This is a genomic window from Streptomyces endophyticus (assembly GCF_035798155.1).
Taxonomy (GTDB): domain Bacteria; phylum Actinomycetota; class Actinomycetes; order Streptomycetales; family Streptomycetaceae; genus Streptomyces; species Streptomyces endophyticus.
In genome coordinates this window covers 13,556-39,519 of sequence record NZ_JAOZYC010000024.1, presented here as the reverse complement: position 1 = coordinate 39,519, position 25,964 = coordinate 13,556, and the positions used below count along the sequence as shown (strand labels likewise).

The following is a 25,964-nucleotide window of genomic DNA, read 5'->3' as shown; positions in this document are numbered from 1 at the left end:
GTCAGGACCCCAGGGGACGCAGCAGGGACCGGGAGATGATGTGGCGCTGGATCTCGCTGGTGCCGTCCCAGATGCGCTCGACGCGGGCGTCCCGCCAGAACCGTTCGATCGGGAGTTCCGCCATGAGCCCCATCCCGCCGAAGATCTGCACCGCACGGTCGGTGATCCGGCCCAGCGCCTCGGAGGCGAACAGCTTCGCCATGGCCGCGTCCTGATCGGTCATGACGCCCTGGTCGTGCCGCCACGCCGCCCGCATGGTCAGCAGTTCCGCCGCTTCCAATTCCGTTGCCATGTCAGCCAGTTGGAAGCTGACGCCCTGGAACCGGCCGATCGTCTGGCCGAACTGGCTGCGTTCGGCGGCCCACCCCGTGGCGAGTTCGAGCACGCGCCGGGCCCGCCCGACGCTGGTGGCGGCGACGCTGAGCCGGCTGGCCCCCAGCCACTCGCCCATCAGATCGAAGCCGCGCCCCTCTTCGCCGAGGCGCTGCGCGGCGGGGACCCGGCAGTCCGTGAACGACAACTCGCACTGGTGGTAGCCCCGGTGCGACACGGACGACGAGCCACGCGTCACGGTGAGGCCCGGCGTGTCGATGTCCACGAGGAACGCCGTGATCGGGTTCCTCCGTCGGCCTCCTGAATCCTGCGCCGTTTCGTCGACCCCGGTGGCGGCGAACAGGATCACGAAGTCCGCGGCGTCGGCGTGGCTGATGAAGTGCTTGGTGCCGTTGATGACATAGCCGTCGCCGTCGGGCTCCGCGCGCGTGGTCATCGAGCGCACGTCGGATCCGGCGCCGGGCTCGGTCATGGCCAGGCAGTCGTGACGCTCCCCGCGTACGGTCGGGAGCAGATACCGCTCCCGTTGCTCGCCCGCACACGCCTGAAGGATGTTGCTCGGCCGCGCGACGAGCATCTGCAGCGCGTAGCCGGCCCGGCCCAACTCCCGCTCCACGAGCGTCATGCTGGTCGCGTCCAGGCCGCCGCCTCCCAGCTCTTCGGGCATGTTCGCCGCGTAGAGCCCGGCGGCGATGGCCTTTTGACGGATCCGGTCGGCTATTTCCGCCGGAATGTCGTCGAGCCGCTCGACTTCGTCCTCGTACGGCTCCAGTTCGGCGGTGACGAATTTGCGCACCGTGTCCACGATCAGGCGCTGCTCGTCGGTGAGTGTGAAATCCATGATGGCTCCTCAGGAGTGCGGGAGGGGAGCGAGAAAGGCTGCGCTGCGCGAGGGAAACGGGCCGGCTCAGCCGCGGCGACGAATTCCCATCGGACGGCCCACCGATTCGGGGCGGGGCAGGGTGGCGTGCGCCTGCTGGATCGCTGCCAGCCGGTGGAGCAGGCTCGTGGGCATCGGACACGACCGGCCTTGCGCCATGTCGACATGAACCAGCAACTGTTCGGCCGTGGCCAGCAGGGTGTCGTTCGTGCCGTGATGCATTTCGTGGAAGATGTGGACCCGCTTGGCGTCGTGATCCAGCACGCGGAGGGTCAGCCGGATCGGCTCGCCCTCGGCCACCTCACGGAGGTTGTGCACGTGGGTTTCGACCGTGTACAGCGAGTGGCCCTCGGCCCGGTACTGCTCGTCGATACCGATGTAGCGAAAGAACGCATCGGAGTTGTCGCCGAAGACGAGCAGGTAGCAGGACTCGCTCATGTGGCCGTTGTAATCCACCCACGCCTTGCTGACCGTGGTGCGGTGCAGAGACAGGGGCGCGGAAACCTCAGCGGTATCGTCCCATTCTCGATGCCCGGTGCCCTCGTAGGGGGTGATCACCCGGCTGCTGTTTCCCTCGGTCATGTCGTCGCCAGTGGCCATACCCGGCTCCATTTCATGCGTCGGTTCGTCGGTGCGTGAGTGCTCGGTGCGTGAGTGCTCGGTGCGTCAGTGCTCGGTGCGTCAGTGCTCGGTGCGTCAGTGCTCGGTGCGTCAGTGCTCGTGGATGATGACGCGGCGCGCTGTTTCGCCGCGGATCATGGCGTCGAACGCATCGTTGATCTCGTCGATGCCGATCGCCCGCTCGATCAGGGAGTCCAGCGGCAGCCGATCGTTCATGTACAGGTCGACGAGGATCGGGAAGTCGATCGGGGGTCGGCAGGATCCGTAGTTGCATCCGGTCAGCGTCTTTTCGCGGTCGGACATGACGAACGGGTCGATGCTGATCTTCTTGCCTTCGGCGACCTGACCGACGACGACGGCGGTGCCGCCGGGGGCCAGGGCCTCGTAGGCGAGTTCGATCGTGGCCGGCAGTCCGATCGCCTCGAAGGCATAGTCGACGCCGGTCTTCCCGGTGATCGCCGGCAGAGCGGACAGCACGTCGTCGGTGCGACTGTTGAGGGTGTGGGTCGCGCCGAGCGCCCGGGCCCGGTCGAGGTTGGCGTCGTTGATGTCGACGGCGATCACCTGGCTCGCACCGGCGATGGCGGCGCCGCTGACGGTGGACAGGCCCACCCCACCACAGCCGATGACCAGCGCCGACGAACCCATGTGGACGCGCGCGGTGTTGGCGACGGCGCCGATCCCGGTCGCGACCGCGCAGCCGACCAGTGACACCTTGTCGAGGGGCGCGTCGTCGCGGATGCGGATCGCGGCGGTCTCGGGGACCACGGCCCAGTTGGCGAAGGAGCCGGTGGCCAGGTAGCTGTAGACCGGTTCGCCGGCCTGGGACAGCCGGGTGGTGCCGTCGAGCATCACGCTGTTGTAGGCGGTGGACTCGACCAACTCGCAGAGATTCGGCCGCCCGGCGAGACAGTAGTGGCAGCGGCGGCAGTACGGCATCCAGGAGAGCACGACGTGATCGCCCGGGGACACCGTGGTCACCCCGGTGCCGACCGCTTCGACGATGCCGGCACCTTCGTGGCCGAGGACCAGCGGCGCCGATGTCGACCACTCGCCCTTCACCACATGCAGGTCGCTGTGGCAGATCCCGCTGGCTACGACCTTGACCAGCACTTCGCCGGCCTCTGGACCGGCCAGTTGCACGGTTTCGATGGTCAGCGGCTTTCCGGGTTCGCGGAAGACGGCGGCAGTGACGTTCACACATTTCTCCAATCGCTCGTGCCGGGACGACGAGCTCACAGGGGGACCGGGTCAGGGGTGGTCGCGCCGATTTCCTCGTCGTCGATACCGACATCGAGCTGCGCGATGAGGGCGCGCTCGCCGTCGAGGTCGAGGTTGCGGCACACCAGGTAATAGAGGGCCGATGCGACCACCAGGCCGGGCAGCATGGCGATGTCGGCGCCGCCGAGCATCTCGGCGATCGGTCCTGTCCACCAGACGGTGACGAAGAACGGGCTCATCGCGGCGAAGCCGATGACGTAGGAGAAGATTCCTCGCCAGTCCCAACGCCCGTACATTCCCTGGAGGTTGAAGATCTCGCGAATGGAATAGTGGCCCTTGCGGACGAAGTAGTAATCGACGAGGTTGATCGCTGTCCACGGCGTGAACAGGTACAGCATGACCGCGAGGAAACTGCCGAACTCGGCCATGAAGTCGTCATTGGCGTTATTGGCGATGAAGATCGCGACGACGCCCGCGACCAGCAGCGCGACGATGCGCTTGAAGAGCGTCGCCTTGATGGGCCGCACCGAGTCCACGGCGCTGAGGATCGTCAACGACGATCCGTAGAAGTTCTGCGCCGCACTGGTGATCAGTCCGACCAGGGCCAGGACGGTGATGATCTCGCCGAACCCGCCGAAGACATGGTTGCCCGTCTCCACCAGCGCCTGCGCGACGTTGAGCGCGGGATACATCGCGGCCACCGCGGCGCCGATCAGCATCATCCATGCCCCGCCGACGGTCGCCCCGAGGTAGGTCCACCAGAACGTCGCCCGGGTGTTGACCCTCGCGGGCAGGTACCGGGAGTAGTCCGATACGTAGATCGCCCAACTCAGTTGATAGGCGGCGGCGGTGAAGAACTGCGCGAGAAAGGCGGTCGCCGAGAACCCGTCGAAGCTGAGCTGCCCGTCGGGGAAACGGTCGAACAGCAGCGTATGCACGGTGAAGACCAGCATCGCGGCGATGAGGACGAACGACAGGTACCGCTGCAGCTTGTGGAACCAGGAGTAGCCGAGGAAGGCCATCACCATGGCCAGGAAGGTGAATCCGAGGGCGGAGCTGCCCGCATCGACACCGAGGACGTCGTGGAAGGTCTGCCCGGCAAGGATCTGATTGAACGCGTTGTACCCGATGTACGTCGCGATGGCCACGGCGAACACCAACAGCGCCCCGACATAGCCGAACTGCGGCCGGGACTGGATGAGTTGAGGCAGTCCCATGTGGGGGCCCTGCGCCGAGTGAGCCGCCATGAACAGGGTGCCGAAGACACAGCCGCCCACGATCGCGAGGGACGCCCACATCAGGTTCGTGCCCAGGCTCACCCCGATGACACCCACGGCGAGGGTCGTCAGATGCGCATCACCGCAGAACCACACGGGCCACAGATGCCACGCCTTGCCGTGACGCTCGGAGCGGGGGACGTAGTCGATCGACCGGCGCTCGACTCCGTTGCGACGGGGTGGGGCGGACGTGGCCTCGTCGCTGGGCAACTCCACGGGTGGTGACACGCCAACTCTCCTGACAGGTCTCTTTTGTTCGTTCCTCACGCATAATCGCAACAATCTGATGGGTCAGTCAGTCGCCACTATGATTTCCCCCTCGGCGACTGTCAACCCCATCGCGTTGAAGCGTCATCACCTTTGCGTTCAGGCCCCGCCCTGCGCCGTCGTGGTGCATCGACTCGTGCGCGACATCTTGCGATGTAGGGTCAGGAGGTGGACGGAAATCGGATTCGTGATGCGATCGCGCGGGCAGCCCGCACCCAGAGCAGCGTCGCTGCCGAGATCGGGCTCGCACCCCACAAGCTGTCCAAGTCCCTGGCCGGCACCCGCGCGTTCAAGCCCGCCGAGATCGCAGCCCTCGCCGACGCCCTCGGCTTCTCCACCGAGTACCTGCTGACCGGCCGGGGGGACGACGGCGGCCACCCCGACTCGCCGCTGCCGGAGCGGCGCATTCTCGACTCCGCGGCGCAGCTGATTGCCACCCGGGGCTTCCACATGGTCCGGATCGCCGACATCGCCAAGGCCTGCGACGTCAGCACCGGAACCGTGCACTATTACTTTCCCACCAGGGACGATGTCCTCACCGCGGCGCTCCAGCACTACGCCGAGCGGATGTTCGTCCGCGTGCGGGCTCGACTCGACCAGCTCCGTGACGACCCCACCGCACAGCTCCACCACCTGATCGACAGCCAGCTACCGGTGGATCCCGTGGTCCGCGACGAGTGGTCCGTCTGGATCCAGTTCTGGACCGAGGCCATCCTGGTCCCGGCACTCCGCCCGGCCCACAACGACCTCTATGAGCGGTGGCGGTCCCTCATCCACACCGTCGTCGTCAACGCCCAACACGCGGGGGCCATCGGAGATCGGGACCCCGGCATGATCGCCGCGCGGTTCACCTCCCTTGTCGACGGCGCCGCCACCCAACTGCTGACCGGCACACCGGGAATGAACGTCGAGCTGATGCGTGCGCTACTCACCGAGGTGTTCTGGCCTCCGTACGAAGCTGCCCGGTGAGCGCCAACTCCCGCACAGACTCCTCTTACCCGACCGTTCCTCAGTCGACAGTGACGACGACCGAGTGCCGGCCGGAGGCTCCGTCGGGGATCGTCGGGGTGCGTTCGGCTGTCTGCGTCGTGCCGGTGCGGTCGGTGGCCCGGACCGTGAGGGTGTGGCTGCCCTTGGTGGCCTCCCATTCGTAGGACCACTGGCGCCAGGTGTCGCGGGTGTCCTCGGCCGCGAGGCGGGCTTCCTGCCAGGGGCCGTCGTCGACGCGGACCTCGACCTTGTCGATGCCGCGGTGCTGCGCCCAGGCGACTCCGGCGACCATGACAGTGCCTGCCTTGGGGCGTGCGAAGGGTTTTGGTGTGTCGATGCGGGACTGGGTCTTGATGGGCGCGCGCCGGGCCCAGTCCCGCTTGACCCAGTACGGGTCGTAGGCGTCGAACGTGGTCAGTTCGATGTCACGGATCCATTTGCAGGCGGACACGTAGCCGTACAGTCCTGGCACCAGCATGCGGACGGGAAAGCCGTGCTCGAAGGGCAGCGGCTGTCCGTTCATGCCGACGGCGAGCATCGCGTCCCGTCCGTCCATCACGTCCTCGACCGGGCTGCCGATGGTCATGCCGTCCACTGAACGTGCCACCAACTGATCGGCGGGGCCGCCCTTGGACGGCGGCCTGACTCCGCACCGTTCCAGGAGGTCGGCCAGGCGGACGCCGACCCAGCGGGCGTTACCGGCGTACGGGCCGCCGACTTCGTTGGACACACAGGTGAGGGTGATGGTGCGTTCGATGAGCGGCATCTTCAGCAAGTCAGCGAAGGACAGGGTGAGTTCGCGGTCGAGGCCCTTGCCGTGGATGCGCAGCTTCCAGGTGGTGGCGTCGACCTTGGGGACGACCAGGGCGGTGTCGACGCGGTAGAAGTCCGCGTTGGGTGTCACGTACGGGCTGATGCCGCCGATGCGCAGGGCGGCGCCCCGAGGCGTGGGCGTGGCCTCGGACGCAGGCGAGGGGATCACCACGTCCTTGCGTGAGGCGACGGCGTTCTGCCCCTGCGAGCCGTTCAGGGCGCGGCCCACGAGGCCGGCTCCGGTGGAGGCCGCGGCCGCAGCGGTGGCGGCGAGGATGAAGCCGCGCCGGTCCCAGTCGGACGGCTCGGACACCGCAGCCGAGGTCCCGGCAGGGCGTCCGAGCCGTCCGACCAGCCAGTACAGCAGTGCGGCCCCGGCCACCCCACCGGCAGCTGAGGGCGGTGCGTCGGTCACGCCCGTCGAGTCGGGGCGGCCGGTGGCGGCCAGCGCGCCCGCGGCGCCGAAGGCCAGGACGCCGAGCGACCCGATGAGGCGCCATCGGGTCGCGAGGATGCCCAGCGTCAGCGCAAGGAGCGACAGCACGGCGAGGATGCCGAGTTGCAGCACCAGTTTGTCGTTCGTGCCGAACTGGCGGATCGCCCAGTCCTTCACGGCGGGCGGGGTGCGGTCGATGGCCGCTCCGCCGACCGCGACGATCGGCCCCGATTCGGGCCGCACTGCCGCGGAGACCAGTTCGGCGACCGCGATGGCCGCGTATCCGGCGAGCAGGCCGCTCAGCGCGCCGAGGGACAGCCGTTTGATGCCTCGGGGCCGGGTGTGTGTCACGTCGTCGTCCATGCCCCGGAATACGTCCTCGATCGGTGGGGCGGATTGGTCGGTGCCGCCATCGGCGGGTGGATCTTCACCCGTTCGGGGAATCGACCAATCCGCATTCCCGTCCACCCCGGATTACAGGTGCCGGGAGCAAAGGTGCTCCCACTGATCCGATTGTGGAGGGATTGCCATGCGCACTCGAACCCGCCGTGCCGCCGTCGCCGTCACCGCTGCCGCCCTGCTGCCGCTGGCGCTGGCCGCCTGTTCCGACAGCAGCTCCAAGGACACCGGCTCCGACAGCTCTTCCGCCTCCGCGTCGAAGGGCACCGAAAAGGACAGTCCTTCGGACGGCACGAAGACGATGAGCGAGCCGTTCGGTCCCGGCTGTGCGTCGGTGCCCAAGGATGGTGCCGGCTCGTTCGCCGGGATGGCGAAGGACCCGGTCGCCACCGCCGCGTCGAACAACCCGGACCTGTCCACCCTGGTGACCGCCGTGAAGAAGGCCGGTCTCGTCGACACGCTCAACAACGCCGAGAACGTCACCGTCTTCGCGCCCACCAACGACGCCTTCGCCAAGATCCCGAAGGCGGACCTGGACAAGGTCCTCAACGACAAGGCGCAGCTCACCAAGATCCTGACCTACCACGTGGTGGGCCAGAAGCTCGCGCCGAAGGACCTGGAGAAGGGCTCGTTCGAGACGCTGGAGAAGTCGAAGCTGACGACCTCTGGCTCGGGCGAGTCCTACAAGGTCAACGGCTCGGCGAACGTGGTCTGCGGCAACGTCAAGACCGCCAACGCCAACGTCTACATCATCGACAGCGTCCTGATGCCGAAGAGCTGACCCGGAGTCGGCGCCATCACGTGTCCCCCTCTCCCAATCCGATGCGTGATCGGCGCCGGATTACCCGTGAGAAGGCTTTCGCAGGACTGAGAGGAGAGGCGATGTCGATGGCGCCAGGGGGCAGACCGGGGGCTGCCGCCGCGGGGACGGTGAGTCGGCGGCGCACTGCCGTGATCGGGAGTGGCATCGCCGGGCTCACCGCCGCGCACGTGCTCGCCCGCACACATCACGTCACGTTGTACGAGGCCGACGACCGGCTCGGCGGGCACGCGCACACCCACGAGGTGGACTCTCCCGACGGGGCGAGACACCATGTCGACTCCGGCTTCATCGTGCACAACCGTCACACCTATCCGAATCTGCTGCGCCTGTTCGCCGAACTCGGCGTCGCCACGCAGGAGTCGGAGATGAGCATGTCGGTGCGGTGCGAAGGCTGCGGCCTGGAGTACGCCGGTGCGCGCGGCCCCAGCGGACTGTTCGCGCGGCCCCGCAACGCCCTGCGCGCGGACTATCTGCGTCTGCTGAGGCAGGTGCCCGCGTTCCACCGGGCCGCGCTGCACCTGCTGGAACAGGAGCCCGACCAGGCCCTCAAGTTGGGTGAGTTCCTGGACCGCGAGGGCTTCTCCGGCTATTTCCGTACGCACTTCGTGACTCCGCTGGTGTCGGCGGTGTGGTCCTGTGACGCCGCGACGGCACAGCGCTACCCGGCCGCGTACCTGTTCCGGTTCCTGAGACACCACGGGATGCTGTCGGTGAGCGGTTCGCCGACCTGGCGCACCGTGACCGGCGGCTCCCGCAGCTACGTCGACGAAGTCGCCAAGGGGCTGGACGCAGTGCGTACCGGGGCTCCGGTCCACGCCGTGCAGCGGCATCCGGACGGCGTGACCCTCACCGCAGCCGACGGCTTCACGCGCGCGTACGACTCGGTGGTCGTCGCCACCCACCCCGACCAGGCATTGAAGCTGCTGGCCGACGCGACGCCACGGGAGAAGGAGGTTCTTGGGGCGTTCCGGTACTCCCGCAACGTCACGCTTCTGCACACCGACACCCGCCTGCTGCCGCGCGCCCGGGGTGCCCGCGCCTCCTGGAACTATCTGATGCCGTCCTGCGCGGCGGGCGCCGACCGGCTGCGGGTCAGCTACGACATGAACCGGCTCCAGCGCCTGGACGCACCGGAGACGTACGTCGTCACGCTCGGCGGTGAGGACCGCGTCGATCCGGCCCTGGTCCGTGCCCGCATGGTGTACGAACACCCGGTCTACACACCGGAGTCGGTGGCTGCTCAGCGACGGCTTCCCGAACTGAGCACCGCCGTCACGGCGTTCGCCGGGGCGTATCACGGGTGGGGCTTCCACGAGGACGGCTGCGCCTCCGGTGTCGCGGCCGCCGCGGCCCTGGGGGTGCGATGGTGAGCACCACCACCCCGGCCCTGTACCGCGTAACGGTCGCCCACGTACGGACCGCGCCGCGACGGTACGCGTTGCGCCATCGCACGTACATGTGGCTCATCGACCCCGACCACCCACCCGAACTGCCGACAGCACTACGGCCGTTGGCGGGCTTCGACGCCCGTGATCACTTCGAGGGCGACCGGCCGTCCATCCGCGCCGGCCTCGATGCCTTCCTGGCCGAGCGCGGAGTGGACCTCCAGGGTGGCCCGGTCGTGATGCTCGCTCACGCGCGCGTGCTCGGGTACGTGTTCAACCCGCTCACCCTGTACTGGTGTCACGGGCCCGACGGCGCGCTGCGGTGTGTCGTCGCCGAGGTGCACAACACGTACGGGGGGCGCCACAACTATCTGCTGCGTCCCGATGCCTCGGGTCTGGCGGTGACCGACAAGGAGTTCTACGTCTCGCCGTTCTTCCCCGTCGACGGCCGCTACCGCATGCGGCTGCCCACCCCCGGGGACCGGGTCGACCTCACCGTGCACCTGGAGCGGGACGACGGCAGACCCTTCACCGCAACCGTGCGCGGCACCCGGCACGAAGTACGTACACGAACCCTGCTGGGCCTCGCCGTGCGCAGGCCGTGGTCCACGCTCGCCGTGTCCACGGCCATCCGCCTGCACGGCATCCGGCTGTATCTCCGGGGACTGCCCGTCCAACCCCGCCCCGACCAGCATGAACACAGCACTCCGGAGCACACCTCATGAGAACCGGCGACACCCACCCCACCACGGCGCCCCCGGCCGGGCCCCCGCACTTCCCGGTGGACCCGATCCGATGGCCCGACGTCGCCGCGCCACCGCCCGCCTCGCCGCCCCGGACCGCCGTCGCCGCGGCCGTCGTCCGCCGCGCCCTGCGTCAACTGCCGCTGCGTGTGCGGTTCGCCGACGGCACCGAGCTCGGCAAGGGCGGGCCGGTCCTGCACATCCACCGGCCAGAGGCGTTCCACCGCCGCATAGGCAAGCAGGGACTGGTCGGGTTCGGTGAGTCGTACATGGCCGGTGAGTGGGACGCCCCCGATCTCGTGGCGGCCCTCACCGTCCTCGCCTCCCACGCCTCCAAGCTGGTGCCCGCGCCCCTCCAGCGTCTGCGCGGGCTGTGGGCGCTGCGTCAGCCTTCGGCCCGGCGCAACACCCCACTCGGCTCCCGGAGCAACATCAGCCACCACTACGACCTGTCCAACGACCTGTTCGCGCTCTTCCTCGACGAGACCCTCAGCTACTCCTCGGGCGTCTTCCGTGGCCTGCCCGCCACCTGGGGGCTGCTCGCCGACGCCCAGCGCCGCAAGACCGACCGGCTGCTCGACCTCGCCGAGGTACGCGAGGACAGTCGGGTGCTGGAGATCGGCACCGGCTGGGGCGAGCTCGCGATCCGCGCCGCCGCGCGCGGGGCCCGGGTCACGTCGCTCACCCTCTCCAGCGAACAGCGCGACCTCGCGCTCGAACGCGTCGCGGCGGCCGGGCTCGCCGACCGTGTCACCGTCGAACTGTGCGACTACCGCGAGGCGCGCGGCACCTACGACGCCGTCGTCAGCGTGGAGATGATCGAGGCGGTCGGCGCCGAGTTCTGGCCCACCTACTTCCGTACCCTCGACGAACGCCTGGCGCCCGGCGGCCGGGTCGCGCTACAGGCCATCACCATGCCGCACGAGCGGATGCTGGCCAGCCGGTCCACGTACACCTGGATCCAGAAGTACATCTTCCCGGGTGGGCTGCTGCCGACCGTCGAGGCGATCGCCGGGACCGTACGCGACCACACTCGCCTCGCGATCGTCCGCCGCGACAGTTACGGCGCGCACTACGCGGAGACGCTGCGGCTGTGGCGGGAACGGTTCACCGAGCGGGCCGGCGAGGTCGCCGCGCTCGGCTTCGACGAGACGTTCCGCCGGATGTGGACGTTCTATCTCGCCTACTCCGAGGCCGGATTCCGCTCCGGGTACCTCGACGTACAGCAGTACTCGCTCACCAAGGAGGAGATTGCCCGATGACCGGTGCCGCCCACCGCCTCGCCGCACTCGCCGAGACCACATTCGGCGGATCGCTCCCGGTCCGCCTGCGCACCTGGGACGGCGCCGAGACGGGCCCGGCCGACAGTCCTCTGGTCGTCGTGCACTCCCGTCGCGCCCTGCGCCGACTGCTGTGGAAACCGGGCGAGTTGGGTCTCGCGCAGGCGTACGTGACCGGGGAGATCGACGTGGAAGGTGATCTCGCGGCCGGGCTGCGAGCCATGTGGTCCGCGGCCCGCGAACGGAACCTGCACGCGCCCCGCCTCTCCCTCACCGGCCGCGCCCGTGCCGCGGGAACGGCCGCCCGGCTCGGCGCGGTGGGCCCTCCCCCGGCACCGCCCGCGTCCCAGGCACGGCTGCGCGGTGCCCTGCACACCAGGTCCCGCGACCGGGCCGCCATCAGCCACCACTACGACCTGTCCAACGCCTTCTACCGGCTGCTCCTCGACGAGACGATGGCGTACTCGTGCGGCTACTGGGCGGGCGGCGGACCGGAGTTCACCGCGGCAGACGCGCAGCGCGCCAAGCTGGAGCTGATCTGCCGCAAGCTCGGCCTGGCACCCGGGGCCCGGCTGCTCGACATCGGCTGCGGCTGGGGTTCCCTGACGCTGTACGCGGCGGAGCGGTACCAGGCACGGGTCACCGCGGTGACGTTGGCGCGCGAGCAGGCGGCGTACGTGGATGAGCAGGTGCGCGAGCGCGGACTGACGGACCGGGTGAACGTGGTGTGCCAGGACTACCGGGACATCATCGGCGGCGACTACGACGCGGTCGCCACGGTCGAGATGGGTGAGCACGTCGGGGATGCCGAGTACCCGGCGTTCGCCACGGCGCTGCACCGGATGGTCCGGCCGTCGGGGCGGATTCTGGTGCAGCAGATGTCGCGCGGTTCGGTGGCTCCGGGCGGCGGCGCGTTCATCGAGGCGTACATCGCCCCGGACATGCACATGCGTCCGCTGGGCGAGACGGTCGACCTGTTGGAGACGGCAGGTCTTGAGGTGCGGTCGGTGGAGTCGCTGCGCGAGCACTACGTGCGTACGGTCGCCGCGTGGCATCGCACGTTGGAGGAACGCTGGTCCGACTTCGTGGCGCTCGTCGGTGAGGAAACGGCCCGCGTGTGGCGCCTGTACCTGGTGGGCGGCGCCCTTGCCTTCGAGGAGCGGCGCATGGGCGTCGACCAGATTCTCGCCGTCCGCCCGACGGCCACCGGGCACAGCGGCGCGCCCGCGACGCCGCGGGACTGGTATCCCGGCCTGGACCGGCTGTGAATGGCTTCGCCTGGGGCGACTTCGCGGTGGGCCTTGCGTGGTCGGCCGTCGCCTCGCTCGCCGTCATGCTCTTCACCTTCGCCGTGGCCGTCCGCAAGGGCGTGCATCGGATCGTCGACGTGGCGTGGGGGTTGGGGTTCGCCGCGGTCGCCGGGGTGAGCCTCCTGGCGTCCGCGGGCGCCGGCGATCCGGGGCGGCGGGTCCTGGTGACCGTACTGACGGCCGTGTGGGGGCTGCGACTTGCCGGGCACATCGCGCGGCGCGGGCGCGGGCACGGCGAGGACCCGCGCTACGAGCGGATGCTGGCCAAGGCTCGCGGGGACCGGAACCTGTATGCGCTGCGCATGGTGTACCTGCTCCAGGGGGCGCTCGTCTGGCTCGTTTCGCTGCCCGTGCAGGCGGCGCAGTACGTGCCTGGCGCGATGTCCGGCGTCACCTGGGCCGGTACCTCACTGTGGGCCGTCGGCATGTTCTTCGAAGCCGTGGGTGACGCCCAACTGGCCCGGTTCAAGGCGGACCCTGCGAGCAGAGGTCGGATCATGGACCGGGGGCTGTGGCGCTACACCCGCCATCCCAATTACTTCGGGGACTTCTGTGTCTGGTGGGGCTTGTTCCTGATCGTGTGCGACTCGCCGGCCGCGGCGGCCGTCAGCGTCGTATCACCGCTGGTGATGAGCCTGCTGCTCACCAAGGGCAGCGGCAAACGGCTGTTGGAGCAGCACATGGCCGAGCGTGCGGGCTACGCCGAGTACGCGACCCGTACCAGCGGCTTCTTCCCACTGCCGCCCCGCCGTTGACGTGTGTGGAGACCCCGTATGCCGGTGCGGGGCCTCCACACTCACCAAGCCCGGGTCCGCTCAGGCCGGGAAGCGCATCAACGCCACGGGATCAGTGGTCGGCTGGTCCGAGCCGCCGGCCGGCTCGACGGTGATGCCCATGCCCGACGCCCCGTCCACGGCACCGCTCAGCAGCACGGCCTGGTCACTGCGGGCGGTGTCCATGAGCCCCGCCGAGCGCATGGTTCCGGCATCGTCGAACCAGAGTTGGTAGACCTTGCCCTGCGGCGGGTGCGCCATCCCCGAGGCGATGAACACGGCCCGGTCCTCGCTCTTGGAGACGACGACGGTGCCGCCGGCGCCGCCGCCCAGTTTCGCCGAGCCGGTCTTGGCGTCCGGCGCCGCGAGCACGGCGGCGATCCGGTCGTTGCTCTGTTCCGCCTGCCGGGCCAGTTCCTGGGCGTCCTGGGCGCGCTGGTGCTGCCACACCGCGGTGCCACCGAGCGCGGCGGCAGCCGCGAAGCAGGCAGCGAGCGCCCACCGCGACAGCGTCCGCCGACGGTTGGCCGCCGTACGCACCGCCCGGGACTGGACCGGCTCACGGGGCGCGTCCTGGCGGACCGTGGTGATCCGGCGCAGGACCGGCTCACGCAGCTCGGGGCGGGGGGTGACCGTGGCGGCCAGGCCCAACCGGGCCGCGGTTGCGGTCAGTTCGGCACTCTCCTGGGCGCAGGCCTCGCAGTCCGCGAGGTGCCGTTCGAAGTCCGCCCGCTCCTCGTCGGAGAGGGCGTGCAGCACATAGGCGCCGGTCAGGGTGTGCAGATCGGCGGCAGTCATGCGGTCACCCCCAGGCAGTCACGAAGCCGGATGAGACCGTCCCGCAGCCGCGTTTTGACCGTGCCCAGGGGCAGGGTCAGTGCCTCTGCCACCTGGCGGTAGGTCAGTCCGCGGTAGTAGGCGAGCGTGACGGCCTGACGCTGGATCTCGGTCAAGGTACGCAGACAGCGCCGCACCTGCTCGCGTTCCAGGCGCGCCTCCACCTGTTCGGTCACCTCGTCGAATTCCGGCGTGTGGTCGAGGAGTGCGGCCTTGTGGTCACGCGCCGAGGCGGCCTCCACGGAGCGGACCCGGTCGATGGCGCGCCGGTGGGCGAGGGTGAGGATCCAGTTGATCGCCGTTCCGCGGTCGGTGCGGTAGCGGGGAGCGGTACGCCACACCTCCACCATGATCTCCTGCGCGACCTCCTCGGACTGCGCCAGGTCGCGCAGGACGGCACGTACGGTGCCGAGGACAGGGCCCATCACGGTGTCGTACACCGACGCGAACGCATCCTCGTCGCCGAGGGCCACGCGCCCCACCAGCGCCTCCAGGTCCGGACCGGCTGATGGATTTCTGCCGATGTGTACGGCTTCTTTCACGGGACCCTCCGTGGTCGGGAACTGTCACAGGTAATCCGGACTCCGCGAGGCCGCGGATTGGCCTGATCGACCAAACCGTGGCACGTAGCGTGTCGAATGATCAGTAATGGGCGTTCCACGTCGCGTCCCGGAGCGGAGGGAGGACGGGTGACCGGTCCTGAGCAGCATGCCAACGGGGCAGCCACGGGTGGTGCGCTGATTGCGCGCCGCATTCCGCTCGGAGCGCGTGCCGCGGTGCTGTTCCTGCACGGCGGGCGCGCAGACAGCCGTTCCCCGTCACGGCCCTGGCATCTCGCGGCACTGCGCATGCGGCCCTTCGTGCGCGCGGTCTCCGCGACTCTGGCGGACGATCCGGTCCTCCTGGCGCAGGTGCGATACCGCGTGCGCGGCTGGAACGGGCCCGATGCCGACGCCCTGCACGACGCCGAGCAGGCGCTCCAGGAACTGACGCGCCTCGTCGGCGACGTACCGGTGGTGCTCGTGGGCCACTCGATGGGCGGCCGCGCCGCCCTGCACGCCGCGCGAGCGCCCCAGGTCAAGGCCGTCGTGGCGCTGGCCCCCTGGTGCCCGGAGGATGAACCCGTCGCGCACCTGAGAGGCAAGGACGTCATGGTGCTCCACGGCGACCACGACCGTGTTACTGATCCGCAGGCCTCGGTGGCGTTCGTCCGACGGGCACGTGCGGCCGGCGCCAGAGCGGACGTGTCCCTCGTGCCCGGCGGCGACCATGCGATGCTGCGCGGCAGTGCACGCTGGCATCGCACCACCGCCTCGACTGTGGCGAACTTGGCCCTCCGCACGTACTCGCCACCGTGATCTCGCCTTGAGGCCACGGGAGGTCTGCGGGTCTGTCTTCGCGGGTAGGTCCGGCGCCCGCGCTCATCGGGCGTGACGGTGCGGTCGTAGGCCGCATCGAACGGTCCGGGCGACGCCGCCCGGCAGCTCCGTGGCTGCCTTCTGGGTCCGTAGTGTGCCGAACACCGTGCCGATGCCGGACCCGGGCGGTTCAGCCACCGGCAGCATCTGGTCGCCGCCGACCGTCACGCGTTGTCGGTGAAGGCGTGCTGCACGGGAATGCCGTCGCGTGTGTACTGCTCCGCCGATATGTTGTCCCGTCCGTTGGGCGACTGTCGATCGTCGCGTGAGAGTGGTTGAGCCCGCCCGGACATCGCCCTGGCGGGCTGCGGTGTGGTCGACGGTTCTTGGCCGTGGACGAAGTGCTGCCGCAGGTCGACGAGTTCTACCGTCTCCGCGACGTCATCTCTGTGACCATGTGAGAGCTCGCCACGAGGGGCGTTGAGCGCGCATGGTCAGTCATTGGTGCCGGATCACCGTGAGCTTGCTCCTCACGGAGTGTGGCGAGCATCGGGCGGCAGGTCCGCGTCCTCTGGGTACGTAGCTTGGTGGGCGGCCGTGCGGATGTGCAGCGCCGCCTGGCGGGCCTTGCGGGCGTGGCTGCGGTGCTCTTCCGCGGTTGACGCCTCGCTCTGGGCGACGCGTTCATGGTGTTGGGCCTCCATGTCGTGCGCGTCGGCCAGCTTGGCTGCGGCGGTGAGGTATCGCGCGTGGAGTTGCTGCACGTGGATGCCCAGATTGCTCTCCCGCGACCGACTCGCGGGGTCGAGCAACCGTCCTGAAACGGCGATCTCTTGCTGCAGGGAGCCGGGGGGCTGCTGCGCCGGTATCGCGGGCCCTTCGGTCCGCGTGCTTCTCCCGGGCATTCAAGGCCCGTTCGCGCTCATCGGCAGCCGCCTCGCGATCGTCGGCCTGCAGGTCGCGCTCACCTGCGCCGTCGGCCCATGGGATGGGCCGATGACGTCGCTGAAGGTTGACCGGTCTGGCGGTTCCGCGCCCACCTTGCCAGTATTTCCATGCCGGGCGCGGCCATCAAGCCGCATCCCGAATCGGTCCGCCGCTCACCGGCCGAGCAGCAAGGCACAGCGCGGGTCCAACAGCGGTATTCCGTAAGGGGTTCCTGAGGTGTCCCGCCATCCCCAGGACCGCAGTGCCGCGAGGGCCTTCACGTCGGTGCGGTCGACCAGGGTGAGGCCGGTGGCGTGACCGTGGTCGTCGAGCAGGCGCCGCTGCAGCCGACGGGCCAGGTTCCAGTCCCGGCTCGGGGACTGCTCCCGCACCCGCTGCGGCACGACGATCTCCCTGATCTCGAAGAGCCCTCCGCGGAAGGGGAATCCGTACGCGCACCCCGTCAGCGGCGTGTTCTCCGCGACCACCAGTGCGAAGCCGGGACGCCTGAGGTCCGTCACCAGACGCCGCAGGAACGCTCGGCTCCGCCACTCCCGTTCCTCAGGCCGCACGACGGAGTTGGCCGCGTACAACGCGCCCAGTTCCTGGAGACGGTCGGCGATCTGGCTCCTGGACAACGGGCGGACCCGATCCGCTTCCCAGGGGGAAGGGCACTGGGAACTCATCCGTGCATGCGACTGCGCATCGGTCGATCGGAACGCACGCTCTGCCATGTGGCGAACCCTGTCCCGGGCACCCCCGAAGCGGGCCCAGTGTCATCGATCGCCGAGAACGGCACGGGCGCCGGGCCGATGCACGAGGAACCCTCGGTCTTTCCACCGTACTCCGGCAGTTACTGGACCAGCTCCTCCTCGCCCTTTGCGCCTCCGGAGCTCACCAGCGCCCTGCTCACGCCCGCCGCACCGTCCATGATCGGCCCCGCGGCCTCCTCGGTCGTACCCGGAGGAACGACGAGCAGGTCCCAGCGCCCGTGGCCGGGGGCGAGGAGGACGACGGTGTGCGTGGCGGCCGTCGGGCTTCTGCGCAGGCGGACGACCTCGCCGGCGACGAACATCCGGCCCGGCGCCGGCGACCACACCGCGCCGTTGTACATGACGCTGGCGATATGACCCCAGGCTCGGGGCAACCCGGCGAGCAGAGAGGGGAGTTCGACCAGCAGGTCGTACGAGCGCGGCCACCATGCTCCGTCGATGGCCCGGGGCCCACCGGCGTGGAGCGCCAGGCGCAGACGCAACAGGGACTGCGAGGGATGAGGAGGGTGAGGGAGGTGAGGGGGGTACGTTCCGAGGGTCATGAGATGCGTCTCCTGCCGACTGCCTTGCACGGACGGGCGGTTGACGATGGTCGTCAGATGCGGCGGGCGGCGACGCGGACCGATGTCGGTCGGCGCATGGGCAGCCGGCCGTGACGTTCGAGAAACGAGGCGGATAAGGCGGCAGGCGGCTCGAGCTGACTGCGATCGAAGCCGTGCCGGGCGCGACCGCGGTGATGGTGACCTGTTCGAGCGACGGCGAGGGGAAGGGCGCTCCGAGGTGCTCGGGCACCGATATACGAACGGCCTCGCTACGCTCACCGTACTCCTGCCTGAACGGAATTCGGCCGAGCGGAACGCCGCCTTGCTGGAGCCGTTCTGATGGCGGCCGAAAGCCTGCCGAAGTGACGCACGGATGACGGTTGGTGACGGGGCCGTCACGAACCGCGGCCGTAGGGGTACCGTGGAGCTACCAAGGGCACTTCGCACTCCGGCATCCACGCGGGTCTCGTCCTCGGCGAGCAACAGCATCGGGGACGACCTGCACGTCGCCCCCGAAGACGGGTCCGCGTCATGACCGCGACCACCACGCCCATCCGCGCTTCCCTGCCTCCCCCGTCCCGGCATCCCGCGGCTCGTGCCGCGCTGTCCCCGACGGGCTGCGGCCGCTCCGCCGCCTGCGATCCGGCCGGGCCCGCGTGCGGCGCGACCTCCACCCGCATCATCCGCCTGACCGCGAGCCGGTGACCGCCATGGACACCGCGCTCACCGCAGCCACCTTCCTGGTACTGATCGCCGTCGCCGCGTATGTGATCCAACGCCGGAACACACAGCAGGCCGAAAGGAACGCCTTGCGCACCTACAGCCGCACCGTGTCCGACCGTCGGGCCCCCGCGGCACTGGCGGACGGCGGTGCGTCTCCGCTCCCCCGGCCCCCTGCACCCGCCGTCCCTGCCGGGCAGCACGACCATCGGGACGGGGGCCGCGGGCGGTTCCCGGCGCGCCACCGCCGTGCTCGCACCAGACGCAAGCACGCCCGCTGAGCCCCGCCGCGTCGGAGGGGCCGCGAAGGGAGTCCGAATGGCCGAGGCTTATCTGCGCCGGTTCACCCGATGGCAGGCCGATCAACAGCGAGAGGCAGTCGCCGATGTGTACATGACCGCATACCGCGACGCCGCCGGGGCCGAGTACCGGGACCGGGCGGGCTTTCTCCGCCGCTTCGAGCAGCACGTGCGGCACGACGGCTTCGATATGGCCGTCGCCGACGCGAGCGGCCTCGTCGGCTGCGCGTATGGATTCCGCCTGGAGCCCGACGGGGCCTGGTGGGCCGACTTCCCCGTCGAGGCGCCGCCACGAACGTCGGAACTCGCCGCGTCCGGGCGGGTGTTCGTCCTGACCGAGGTGATGGTGCAGCCCGCACACCGCCGCCACGGTGTCGCGACCCGCCTCGGCGACCTGCTGCTGTCGCGTCATGCCCAGGACCTGGTCGTGGCCGGTGTGGACCTCGACAGGACGACGACCGGGATCAGAGAGCTGCTCCGGGCGTGGGGCTGGAAGCAGCTGCCCGTCACGGGGCCGGGCGTGGGGGCCTCGGGCCGCGAAGCGTGGGCGCGCGGGCCGTTGCGGTGAGCGGGCGGGTACGGGTGAACCGATCGGTGCACGTCATCCCGTGGGGACTCGGATGCAAGTCAACTACTGGAATCAAGAGGTACGGAGCGATGCACCCTGACCATCGTGCCGGCCAGGTCGATTGCGCCGAGGCCCGGTGAGCGGCAGGGGGTGCGATCCGGACCCGCACCGAAGGGGTCTGCGGATGGCCTTGAAGCGCACGCCCATCACCCCCGACTACTTCATGACCCTGGCCCTGGACGGCGAGCTCGACACCGGCAGCATCCCCGCATTCTGCGAGCTCGCCTCCCAAGTCCTGGGCGAGGGCAGCCGTCACCTGATCATGGACCTGTCCCTGGTGACCCGCTGTGACAACGGCTGCTTCTTCACCGTCCTCGGCATCCGTGAGGCCATCCACCACGCAGGCGGGAGCCTCACCCTGGCCAACCCCAGTCGGTGCGTTCAGCTCACGCTGTCCCGCAGCATCCTGCGAGACCTGCTGCCCCTCCACGACCTCGGCCTCACCACCAACACGACCCTGTGACCAGCGGGATCTCTCTCAGCGCACGGTCCGACGAAGTTGACCCACGAGCAGGCGAAGAACCTCCTGGTGAGCTACTTGGCGCAGAAGCTCGGGTTCTTCTAGGGGACACGGAGGGCGGCGCCCGAACCGGGATTGTTCCCGTCAGGCGCCTTCGCTCGACCTGTTCAGCCGGAGCCGCCGGTCATGTCGCCGGTCATGTCCCGGCCGTCGCTTCAGTCTGCGTCACGAGGGGGCGTGGGGTGCGGAACGGGGACAGTCGTTCCTCGCCGACGGTGTGGCGCAGCTCGGTGTCGGTGACCCCGAGCCCCGGGCTGGGGGCCTGGCAGAGCACCGCTACCTTGCCGGTGTGCTGGTTCATCTGTACGAGCCGGGTCGCCTCGGGTAACCGGGACAGCGGGTAGACCGCGGACAGGGTGGGCACGATGTGGCCGAGCCCGATGAGTCTGTTGCAGTCCCAGGTCTCCTGCAGGCTCGCGATGTGGCTGCCGATGATGCGCTTGAGCCGCATCCACAGGTAGCGATTGTCGTAGCTGTGCTGGTGGCCGCTGCTGGAGCCGCAGGTGACGACGGTGCCGCCACGGCGGACCACGAAGACGGAGATGCCGAAGGTGGCTCGGCCGGTGTGTTCGAACACGATGTCCGGGTCGCGGCCGATCCTGGCGCGGATGATCGACCCGAGCCTCTTGCCGATCTCCAGCACTCGGTCGGGATCGTCGGCCGCGTCGTCGGTCAGGCCGATTTCCGTGCGGTCGATGACGAGGCCGCATCCGAGCCGGTGCAGTACGTCGGCGCTGTGCTGTGAGGTGACCACCCCGATGGGGAGCGCTCCGCCGTTCTTGGCGAACTGGACCGCGTAGGCGCCGAGTCCGCCGGCGGCGCCCCAGATCAGCACGGCGTCACCCTGTTTGAGGCGAGCACCGTGCTCGCCGACCAGCATCCGGTAGGCGGTGCCCGCGCACAGCGTGTTCACCGCGGCCTCTTCCCAGGTCAGGAGGGCTGGTTTGGGGACGAGTTGGCTCGCCCGGACGATGGCGTACTCGGCCAGTCCGCCGAAGTTGGTCTCGAAGCCCCAGGCGCGCTGCTCAGCGCCGAGCATGCCGTCGGCATGCGTGCCGGGCTCCTGGTCATCTACGTAGGCGGGGCTGACCACCACGTGGTCGCCGGGCTTCCAATGCCGGACGCCGGAGCCGATGCGGAGGACGACACCGGCGGCATCGGAACCGACGACGTGGTAGGGCTGGTCGTGCCGGGCGGCCCACCCACCCTGTCGGCCGAACTGCTGCAGGAACCGAAACGTAGGCACCGGTGCGAACGTGGCGGTCAACACGGTGTTGTAGTTCACCGAACTGGCCATGACAGCCACCAGCGCCTCGTCCGGAGCGAGTTCAGGCATGGGGACCGGACCGACGCGCAGCGAACGGCGCACGTCCTTGTCCGTTGAATCCCCGAACATGGCGATGTCCTCCACGCGTACGTGTGCGGCGAGATATTCGTCCGGGACCGGGATCCGCTCGACCTCGTCCTGCGTGGCCTGCCCGTTCACCAACGCTTGCGACGGTGTAGCCATCCGCACACTCCCTCTCGGTAGCTCCGGGCCTCCCGTCCACGGGCCGCCCTGTACCTCCTACGCCGCCGCCAAGGAAACGAAACCCGGCAAGACGTCAGGAAACACCCATACTGCTGCGCGTGTTCGAGCCTCCCACGGGCGGATCGCCTCGCCGCTCCTGCCTAGAGCTGGACGTGGGGCTCTGCCGATCCCCGCGAAACGTGGCGCCCCATGGCGCGCATGTTCTCGGCGTACACGTCGCCGGACATCGACCGGTAGGGACGGTACGCGGCGAGCTCCGGAGACGGCCGCCCGGTGGTGATCTCTCGGGCGGCGAGCCGGCCGAGCACCGGCGCGAGGGTGACCCCGCTGTGCGCGACGAGGTGGTAGAGGCCGGGCGCCTCAGGCACGGCCCCCACCAGGGGAAACCCATCCAGCGGCACGGGGCAGACGCCGACACGGGCGGCGGCGGGGCCGGCCCGCAGCAGCTTTGGCAGGACATCGCCCGCGCGCCGGAACAGCTCCTGAGGAAGGCCGTCGAGCGGCCCACCGAGGTGTGCGTCGATGTCCCGGGACAGGGCCAGCACTCCGCCGTCCGGCGTGGGCCGCAAGTCGATCCTCGGGGCGGCGAGGATCGCCTCCAACGGAGAGTCCGTCAGTCGGCCGCTCTCGACAAGAAGCCCGGGCACCGCCCGCATCGGCAGCCGTACGCCGGCGATCGCGGCGAGCGCCTCCGCTGCGGGTCCCGCGCAGTTGACGACAGCACTGGCGGTGAAGCGCCGCTCCCCGGCCACCACTCCCGCGACGCGGGTGCCTTCCCGCAGCAGCCCCGTGACAGGGGTGCGGTAGTGCAGTTCGGCCCCGTGGCGCGCCGCCGCCTCCAACAAAGCGTGCACGAAACGGGGCGCGTCGAACCAGGCCGCGCCGGTGTGCACGACGACTTCCTCGGCGGTGCAGGCGGCGGGGTCGACTGCGGGAGCGGCCTCGCGCAGTGCGGCGGCAGGCGCGAGGCCGCATGCGTGCCCCCACGACCGGGCCTGCAACGCGCGCTCACGCAGCGCCTGCTGCGCCGCGTCGCCGTCGGCCCACTGGATCAGGGGCGCAGGGTGCCGCCACGAGGGGCCGCCGAGCTCCTCGGCGAGACGGAGGTGCCCCTCGGAGCCCTCACGGTTCAACCGGTAGTAGGCGTGCGGGGTCTGCAGATGAGTCACGTCGATGGACAAGGTGGCACCCGACGCGCCGGACGCGGGCCGCTCCGCCTCCAGGACGATGACCTCGGCTCCAGAGCGTGCGAGATGGTAGGCGACGCTGGCGCCCAGGACACCCGCCCCGACAACGACGGCTCGATCCATTGCCCTGCGCCCTTCAGTTCCGAGAACCGGCCGGTGGAGACGGCCGCCGGGGCTCACTGGTCCCGATCACTCCTGCGCTGCCCCGGCGGGCCCCGGCCCACACCTCCTGCCCGGCTTCAGCAAGCCGGGCGGGGCGACCAAGAGACGAGTGAATGTCGGCGTCTTGTGTTGATCCATTACCCCATCAGCTGAGGTTCGTTGGGCCTGGTGACCGTTCCCCTGCTTCTAGGAGTCACCCGCTCATGCCTGAGGAATTCGTGCGTCGGCTGCATTTCAAAGGGTTCGACTATGACTGCCGAATCGTCGAGAACCCCGCTCCTCGGACAGAGCCCATCGTGTTGCTCGGTGGCTCTTTCCAGGACATGTACGCCTTCCGACGACTGGAGAAGCCATGGACGGAGGTGGCGACCGTCATCACCGTCGACCTCCCCGGGTCGGGCAAGGCCGACGACCTGCCGGCGGAGTACGGCTTCGACTTCCTCGCCGAGGTGCTGGGCGATCTGCTGGAGCAGCTGGAGCTGGGCCCCGTCAACCTGTTCGCCGCTTCCTACGGCGTCCCCATCGCGTACCGGCTGGTCCAGCAACGTCCCGAGCGCGTCAAACGCCTGATGCTGGCCGGGGCTTCCATGGAGTATCCGGCGGAGTGCCGGACCGCGCTTCGGGCCATGGTCGACAGCCTCGCCTCCGGGGGCATTTCGAGTGCCTATGGCCAGGTGACGGTCGAGGCGCTCATGGCCCACCCGGACCGTCCCGTCCGCAAGCGCGCCGTGACGGCCCGGCTGCTGGCGTGCACGATGAGCGCCATCACCGAGGCCGATGTGCCCCGGCACGCCGCGATCCTGGAGCGCGTCCTGGCCACTCCCGGTCTTCCTCCGGGGGGAATTCCCGACGTGCCGACCCTGTGCTTCACGGGTGAGTTCGACGAGTTCTCCACCCCGGACCGGGTGCGCGAAGTCGCCGCAACGATTCAGCAGGGGCAGTTCTCCCTGATCCGCGAGGCCGACCATCTGCCCAACCTCGAACGGGGCAAGGAGTTCTCCCGGCTCATCGCGGACTACTTCACCGACCAGCCGCTCGACACGCTCGACTTCCTGACCGAGGTCGAACGCCCGGCTCTGGAAAGGGTGCCTGCCTAGGCGCACTTGCACATGGCCACTCGACCACCATGACCCCCTCGACCCCCTCGACCACCTTGACCACATCGGCCGGCCGATCGGCGAACCAGTCAGGGCGTCAGGATCGCCCGGCCGCGGATGTGCCCGCTCTCCAGGTCGTCCAGCGCGTCCTGGAAGCGGTCGAGGGGGTACTTCGCGGTGTGCAGGCGGACGCGGTCCTGTGCGGCCAGGACCATCAGTTCGCACAGGTCGTTGTATGAGCCGACGAGGTTGCCGATGAAGTTGATCTCGGCGGAGATGATGTCGATGGTCGGGACGTCAATGTTCTCGCCGTAGCCGACCACGTGGTAGTCGCCGGCCTGGCGCAGCATGCCGACGCCGTCCTTGGTGGAGCCGCCCTCGCCGACGAAGTCGATGACCGTCTCCGCCCCTTGTCCGCCGGTCAGTTCGCGCACCCGGTCGACGTGGCCGCCGTCGGCGACGACGCCGTGGTCGGCCCCGATGGATGTGGCCAGGGCCACCGCGTCGGGGTTGCGGTCGACGACGAGGAGCTCGGCGGCGGTGAGGGCCTTGAGGACCTGTACGCCGATGTGGCCGAGCCCGCCCGCGCCGATCACCACGCAGCGGTCCCCCGGCCGCAGCTTGCGGGCCGCCTTGGCCGCGGCGTGGTACGCCGTGAGGCCCGCGTCGGCGAGCGCCGCGACGTCGGCCGGTTCGAGGGAGTCGTCGATCCGCACGACGCTGCGCGCGGAGGTCTTCAGGTACTCGGCGTAGCCCCCGGCCGTATCGATGCCCGGGAACTGGTTGTTCTCGCAGTGCACGTCGTCGCCCGCCCGGCAGGCCCGGCACAGTCCGCAGGTGATCAGCGGGTGGACGATGACCTTGTCGCCCTCGGCGACGTTGGTGACGGCGCTGCCGACGGCGTGGACCCAGCCGGCGTTCTCGTGGCCGATCGTGTAGGGCAGTGTGACGCCGGACTTCTGCGCCCACTGCCCCTCCAGGATGTGGATGTCGGTGCGGCACACACCGGCGCCGCCGATCCTGACGATCACGTCGAACGGGCCGGTGATCTCGGGGGTCGGGACCTCGGCCATCTCGAGGTTCTTGCCGTAGCCCACGACTTGGACTGCCTTCATGAGACGTTCTCCTTCGACTGGTCGGCCGCGGACTGCGGATAGCGGGTGCGCAGCAGCCCCCGGCAGAAGTGCGCGTTGCCGTCGATCGAGACCCGGACCGCACGGGCGAAGCGCAGCCGGAGCGGGATCTCGCCCGGCGGAACGCGCCGCCCCTCCTCGTCCACCAGCACGGGATCGGACGGCGCCACACCGAGTCCGAGCGCCTCCCGTCGCCGCAGCAGCGCACCGGAGGTCGCCGCGTCGGGGAGGTCGGCGAGGACCACGTCGTGGAGATTCTCCTCGGTGAGGTCGGGGTGCTCGCGGAGCAGGAGCGTCAACGCCCGCTCCATCGCCGCCGAATGGGCCTTGCGGCGGAACGTCAGCCGCAGCGCTTCGAGGTCCTTCTCGGCCTCGGCCCCGAACGTGCCGCGGTAGCCCGCGTCCGCGGCGAGACCCTCGTTGATCAGGTCCGAGTCGTGGTGGTCGTCGAGCAGCACCACGACGTCCCGTGTCCAGGGCAGCGCCGTCAGCGCGTCCTTGGAGTCCGAGGCCATCAGGTACGCGAAGTTGGGCGAGCAGAACGAGGTGGGGAGCCTGAGGCGGACGGTGAGCGCCCCGTCGGGGGTCACCGACACGGAGCGTACGAAGCCCAGGTCGGTGATCGGCTCGTCCAGTTCCGGGTCGAGGACGGTGTCCAGCGCGGCGCGGGCGGACCGTTCCCGTGCGTCGGCGCGCATG

The 25,964-nt window shown here is 69.7% G+C and carries 26 protein-coding genes; 12 read left to right on the top strand and 14 right to left on the bottom strand.

Annotation, left to right across the window (positions count from 1 at the left end; all coding sequences use genetic code 11):
* Position 1: 1 nt before the first annotated feature.
* From OKJ99_RS05030 to OKJ99_RS05015, 4 genes are all read right to left on the bottom strand, one after another.
* Complete coding sequence (locus tag OKJ99_RS05030; RefSeq protein ID WP_326014513.1) at positions 2-1,174, bottom strand: acyl-CoA dehydrogenase family protein; 1,173 nt, start codon at positions 1,172-1,174, stop codon at positions 2-4.
* A gap of 66 nt (positions 1,175-1,240) precedes the next feature.
* Positions 1,241-1,813: a thioesterase family protein gene (locus OKJ99_RS05025; protein ID WP_326014512.1), complete on the bottom strand. Its 573-nt coding sequence runs from the start codon at positions 1,811-1,813 to the stop codon at positions 1,241-1,243.
* 111 nt (positions 1,814-1,924) lie between these two features.
* Positions 1,925-3,073 (bottom strand): Zn-dependent alcohol dehydrogenase, encoded by a 1,149-nt coding sequence (locus tag OKJ99_RS05020; RefSeq protein WP_326014511.1) that lies wholly within the window; start codon positions 3,071-3,073, stop codon positions 1,925-1,927.
* Positions 3,070-4,560: a purine-cytosine permease family protein gene (locus tag OKJ99_RS05015; protein WP_326014510.1), complete on the bottom strand. Its 1,491-nt coding sequence runs from the start codon at positions 4,558-4,560 to the stop codon at positions 3,070-3,072. The genes OKJ99_RS05020 and OKJ99_RS05015 overlap by 4 nt, the downstream gene beginning before the upstream one ends.
* 207 nt (positions 4,561-4,767) lie before the next feature.
* Here OKJ99_RS05015 and OKJ99_RS05010 point away from each other — a divergent pair, with 207 nt between their 5' ends.
* The gene (locus OKJ99_RS05010) at positions 4,768-5,568 is read left to right on the top strand and encodes a TetR/AcrR family transcriptional regulator (RefSeq protein WP_326014509.1); all 801 of its coding nucleotides are present in this window, start codon (positions 4,768-4,770) and stop codon (positions 5,566-5,568) included.
* 40 nt (positions 5,569-5,608) lie between these two features.
* Here the strand turns inward: OKJ99_RS05010 and OKJ99_RS05005 are convergent, their stop codons facing one another.
* On the bottom strand, positions 5,609-7,201 hold the full coding sequence (locus tag OKJ99_RS05005; RefSeq protein WP_326014508.1) for a sulfite oxidase: 1,593 nt from the start codon (positions 7,199-7,201) through the stop codon (positions 5,609-5,611).
* Positions 7,202-7,367: 166 nt separating this feature from the next.
* Between OKJ99_RS05005 and OKJ99_RS05000 the strand changes: the two genes are divergently transcribed.
* The 6 genes from OKJ99_RS05000 (at position 7,368) to OKJ99_RS04975 (ending at position 13,533) form a co-directional block, all read left to right on the top strand.
* Complete coding sequence (locus OKJ99_RS05000) at positions 7,368-8,018, top strand: fasciclin domain-containing protein (RefSeq protein ID WP_326014507.1); 651 nt, start codon at positions 7,368-7,370, stop codon at positions 8,016-8,018.
* 107 nt (positions 8,019-8,125) lie between these two features.
* The gene (locus tag OKJ99_RS04995; protein WP_326014630.1) at positions 8,126-9,430 is read left to right on the top strand and encodes an NAD(P)/FAD-dependent oxidoreductase; all 1,305 of its coding nucleotides are present in this window, start codon (positions 8,126-8,128) and stop codon (positions 9,428-9,430) included.
* Complete coding sequence (locus OKJ99_RS04990) at positions 9,424-10,170, top strand: DUF1365 domain-containing protein (protein WP_407700646.1); 747 nt, start codon at positions 9,424-9,426, stop codon at positions 10,168-10,170. Before OKJ99_RS04995 ends, OKJ99_RS04990 begins: the two co-directional genes overlap by 7 nt.
* A complete protein-coding gene (locus tag OKJ99_RS04985) occupies positions 10,167-11,450 on the top strand; it encodes a class I SAM-dependent methyltransferase (protein ID WP_326014505.1) in 1,284 nt (427 codons plus the stop codon). Before OKJ99_RS04990 ends, OKJ99_RS04985 begins: the two co-directional genes overlap by 4 nt.
* Positions 11,447-12,736, top strand: coding sequence for a cyclopropane-fatty-acyl-phospholipid synthase family protein (locus OKJ99_RS04980; RefSeq protein WP_326014504.1), 1,290 nt, complete (start codon positions 11,447-11,449; stop codon positions 12,734-12,736). Before OKJ99_RS04985 ends, OKJ99_RS04980 begins: the two co-directional genes overlap by 4 nt.
* On the top strand, positions 12,733-13,533 hold the full coding sequence (locus tag OKJ99_RS04975) for a DUF1295 domain-containing protein (RefSeq protein ID WP_326014503.1): 801 nt from the start codon (positions 12,733-12,735) through the stop codon (positions 13,531-13,533). The genes OKJ99_RS04980 and OKJ99_RS04975 overlap by 4 nt, the downstream gene beginning before the upstream one ends.
* A 60-nt stretch (positions 13,534-13,593) precedes the next feature.
* On the opposite strand, the gene OKJ99_RS04970 is transcribed toward OKJ99_RS04975, so the two are convergent.
* Positions 13,594-14,349: an anti-sigma factor gene (locus tag OKJ99_RS04970; protein WP_326014502.1), complete on the bottom strand. Its 756-nt coding sequence runs from the start codon at positions 14,347-14,349 to the stop codon at positions 13,594-13,596.
* Complete coding sequence (locus OKJ99_RS04965; RefSeq protein ID WP_326014501.1) at positions 14,346-14,930, bottom strand: sigma-70 family RNA polymerase sigma factor; 585 nt, start codon at positions 14,928-14,930, stop codon at positions 14,346-14,348. The genes OKJ99_RS04970 and OKJ99_RS04965 overlap by 4 nt, the downstream gene beginning before the upstream one ends.
* Positions 14,931-15,077: 147 nt before the next feature.
* Here OKJ99_RS04965 and OKJ99_RS04960 point away from each other — a divergent pair, with 147 nt between their 5' ends.
* The gene (locus tag OKJ99_RS04960; protein ID WP_326014500.1) at positions 15,078-15,746 is read left to right on the top strand and encodes an alpha/beta hydrolase; all 669 of its coding nucleotides are present in this window, start codon (positions 15,078-15,080) and stop codon (positions 15,744-15,746) included.
* A gap of 530 nt (positions 15,747-16,276) precedes the next feature.
* On the opposite strand, the gene OKJ99_RS04955 is transcribed toward OKJ99_RS04960, so the two are convergent.
* From OKJ99_RS04955 to OKJ99_RS04945, 3 genes are all read right to left on the bottom strand, one after another.
* Positions 16,277-16,651: a hypothetical protein gene (locus OKJ99_RS04955; RefSeq protein ID WP_326014499.1), complete on the bottom strand. Its 375-nt coding sequence runs from the start codon at positions 16,649-16,651 to the stop codon at positions 16,277-16,279.
* 195 nt (positions 16,652-16,846) lie between these two features.
* Positions 16,847-17,311, bottom strand: a complete 465-nt coding sequence (locus tag OKJ99_RS04950; RefSeq protein ID WP_326014498.1) for a hypothetical protein — start codon at positions 17,309-17,311, stop codon at positions 16,847-16,849.
* A gap of 215 nt (positions 17,312-17,526) precedes the next feature.
* Positions 17,527-17,988, bottom strand: coding sequence for a DUF5994 family protein (locus OKJ99_RS04945; protein WP_326014497.1), 462 nt, complete (start codon positions 17,986-17,988; stop codon positions 17,527-17,529).
* A 531-nt stretch (positions 17,989-18,519) separates the two neighbouring features.
* On the opposite strand from OKJ99_RS04945, the gene OKJ99_RS04940 reads away from it, so the two are divergent.
* The 3 genes from OKJ99_RS04940 to OKJ99_RS04930 all read left to right on the top strand — a co-directional run bounded on the left by OKJ99_RS04940 (position 18,520) and on the right by OKJ99_RS04930 (position 20,098).
* Entirely contained in the window at positions 18,520-18,693 is a 174-nt protein-coding gene (locus OKJ99_RS04940) for a hypothetical protein (RefSeq protein WP_326014496.1), read from the top strand.
* Between the two features lie 333 nt (positions 18,694-19,026).
* A complete protein-coding gene (locus tag OKJ99_RS04935; protein ID WP_326014495.1) occupies positions 19,027-19,575 on the top strand; it encodes a GNAT family N-acetyltransferase in 549 nt (182 codons plus the stop codon).
* A 184-nt stretch (positions 19,576-19,759) separates the two neighbouring features.
* Positions 19,760-20,098: an STAS domain-containing protein gene (locus OKJ99_RS04930; protein ID WP_326014494.1), complete on the top strand. Its 339-nt coding sequence runs from the start codon at positions 19,760-19,762 to the stop codon at positions 20,096-20,098.
* 193 nt (positions 20,099-20,291) lie between these two features.
* Here OKJ99_RS04930 and ccrA read toward each other — a convergent pair whose 3' ends face one another.
* Positions 20,292-21,665: a crotonyl-CoA carboxylase/reductase gene (gene ccrA, locus OKJ99_RS04925; protein ID WP_326014493.1), complete on the bottom strand. Its 1,374-nt coding sequence runs from the start codon at positions 21,663-21,665 to the stop codon at positions 20,292-20,294.
* A 161-nt stretch (positions 21,666-21,826) separates the two neighbouring features.
* Positions 21,827-22,996, bottom strand: a complete 1,170-nt coding sequence (locus OKJ99_RS04920) for an NAD(P)/FAD-dependent oxidoreductase (RefSeq protein ID WP_326014492.1) — start codon at positions 22,994-22,996, stop codon at positions 21,827-21,829.
* A gap of 152 nt (positions 22,997-23,148) precedes the next feature.
* On the opposite strand from OKJ99_RS04920, the gene OKJ99_RS04915 reads away from it, so the two are divergent.
* Positions 23,149-24,132: an alpha/beta fold hydrolase gene (locus OKJ99_RS04915; protein ID WP_326014491.1), complete on the top strand. Its 984-nt coding sequence runs from the start codon at positions 23,149-23,151 to the stop codon at positions 24,130-24,132.
* An 89-nt stretch (positions 24,133-24,221) separates the two neighbouring features.
* On the opposite strand, the gene OKJ99_RS04910 is transcribed toward OKJ99_RS04915, so the two are convergent.
* Together OKJ99_RS04910 and OKJ99_RS04905 are read right to left on the bottom strand one after the other, a co-directional pair.
* The gene (locus OKJ99_RS04910) at positions 24,222-25,247 is read right to left on the bottom strand and encodes an NAD(P)-dependent alcohol dehydrogenase (RefSeq protein WP_326014490.1); all 1,026 of its coding nucleotides are present in this window, start codon (positions 25,245-25,247) and stop codon (positions 24,222-24,224) included.
* Positions 25,244-25,963, bottom strand: a complete 720-nt coding sequence (locus OKJ99_RS04905) for a metal-sulfur cluster assembly factor (RefSeq protein WP_326014489.1) — start codon at positions 25,961-25,963, stop codon at positions 25,244-25,246. Before OKJ99_RS04905 ends, OKJ99_RS04910 begins: the two co-directional genes overlap by 4 nt.
* Position 25,964 lies beyond the last annotated feature (1 nt).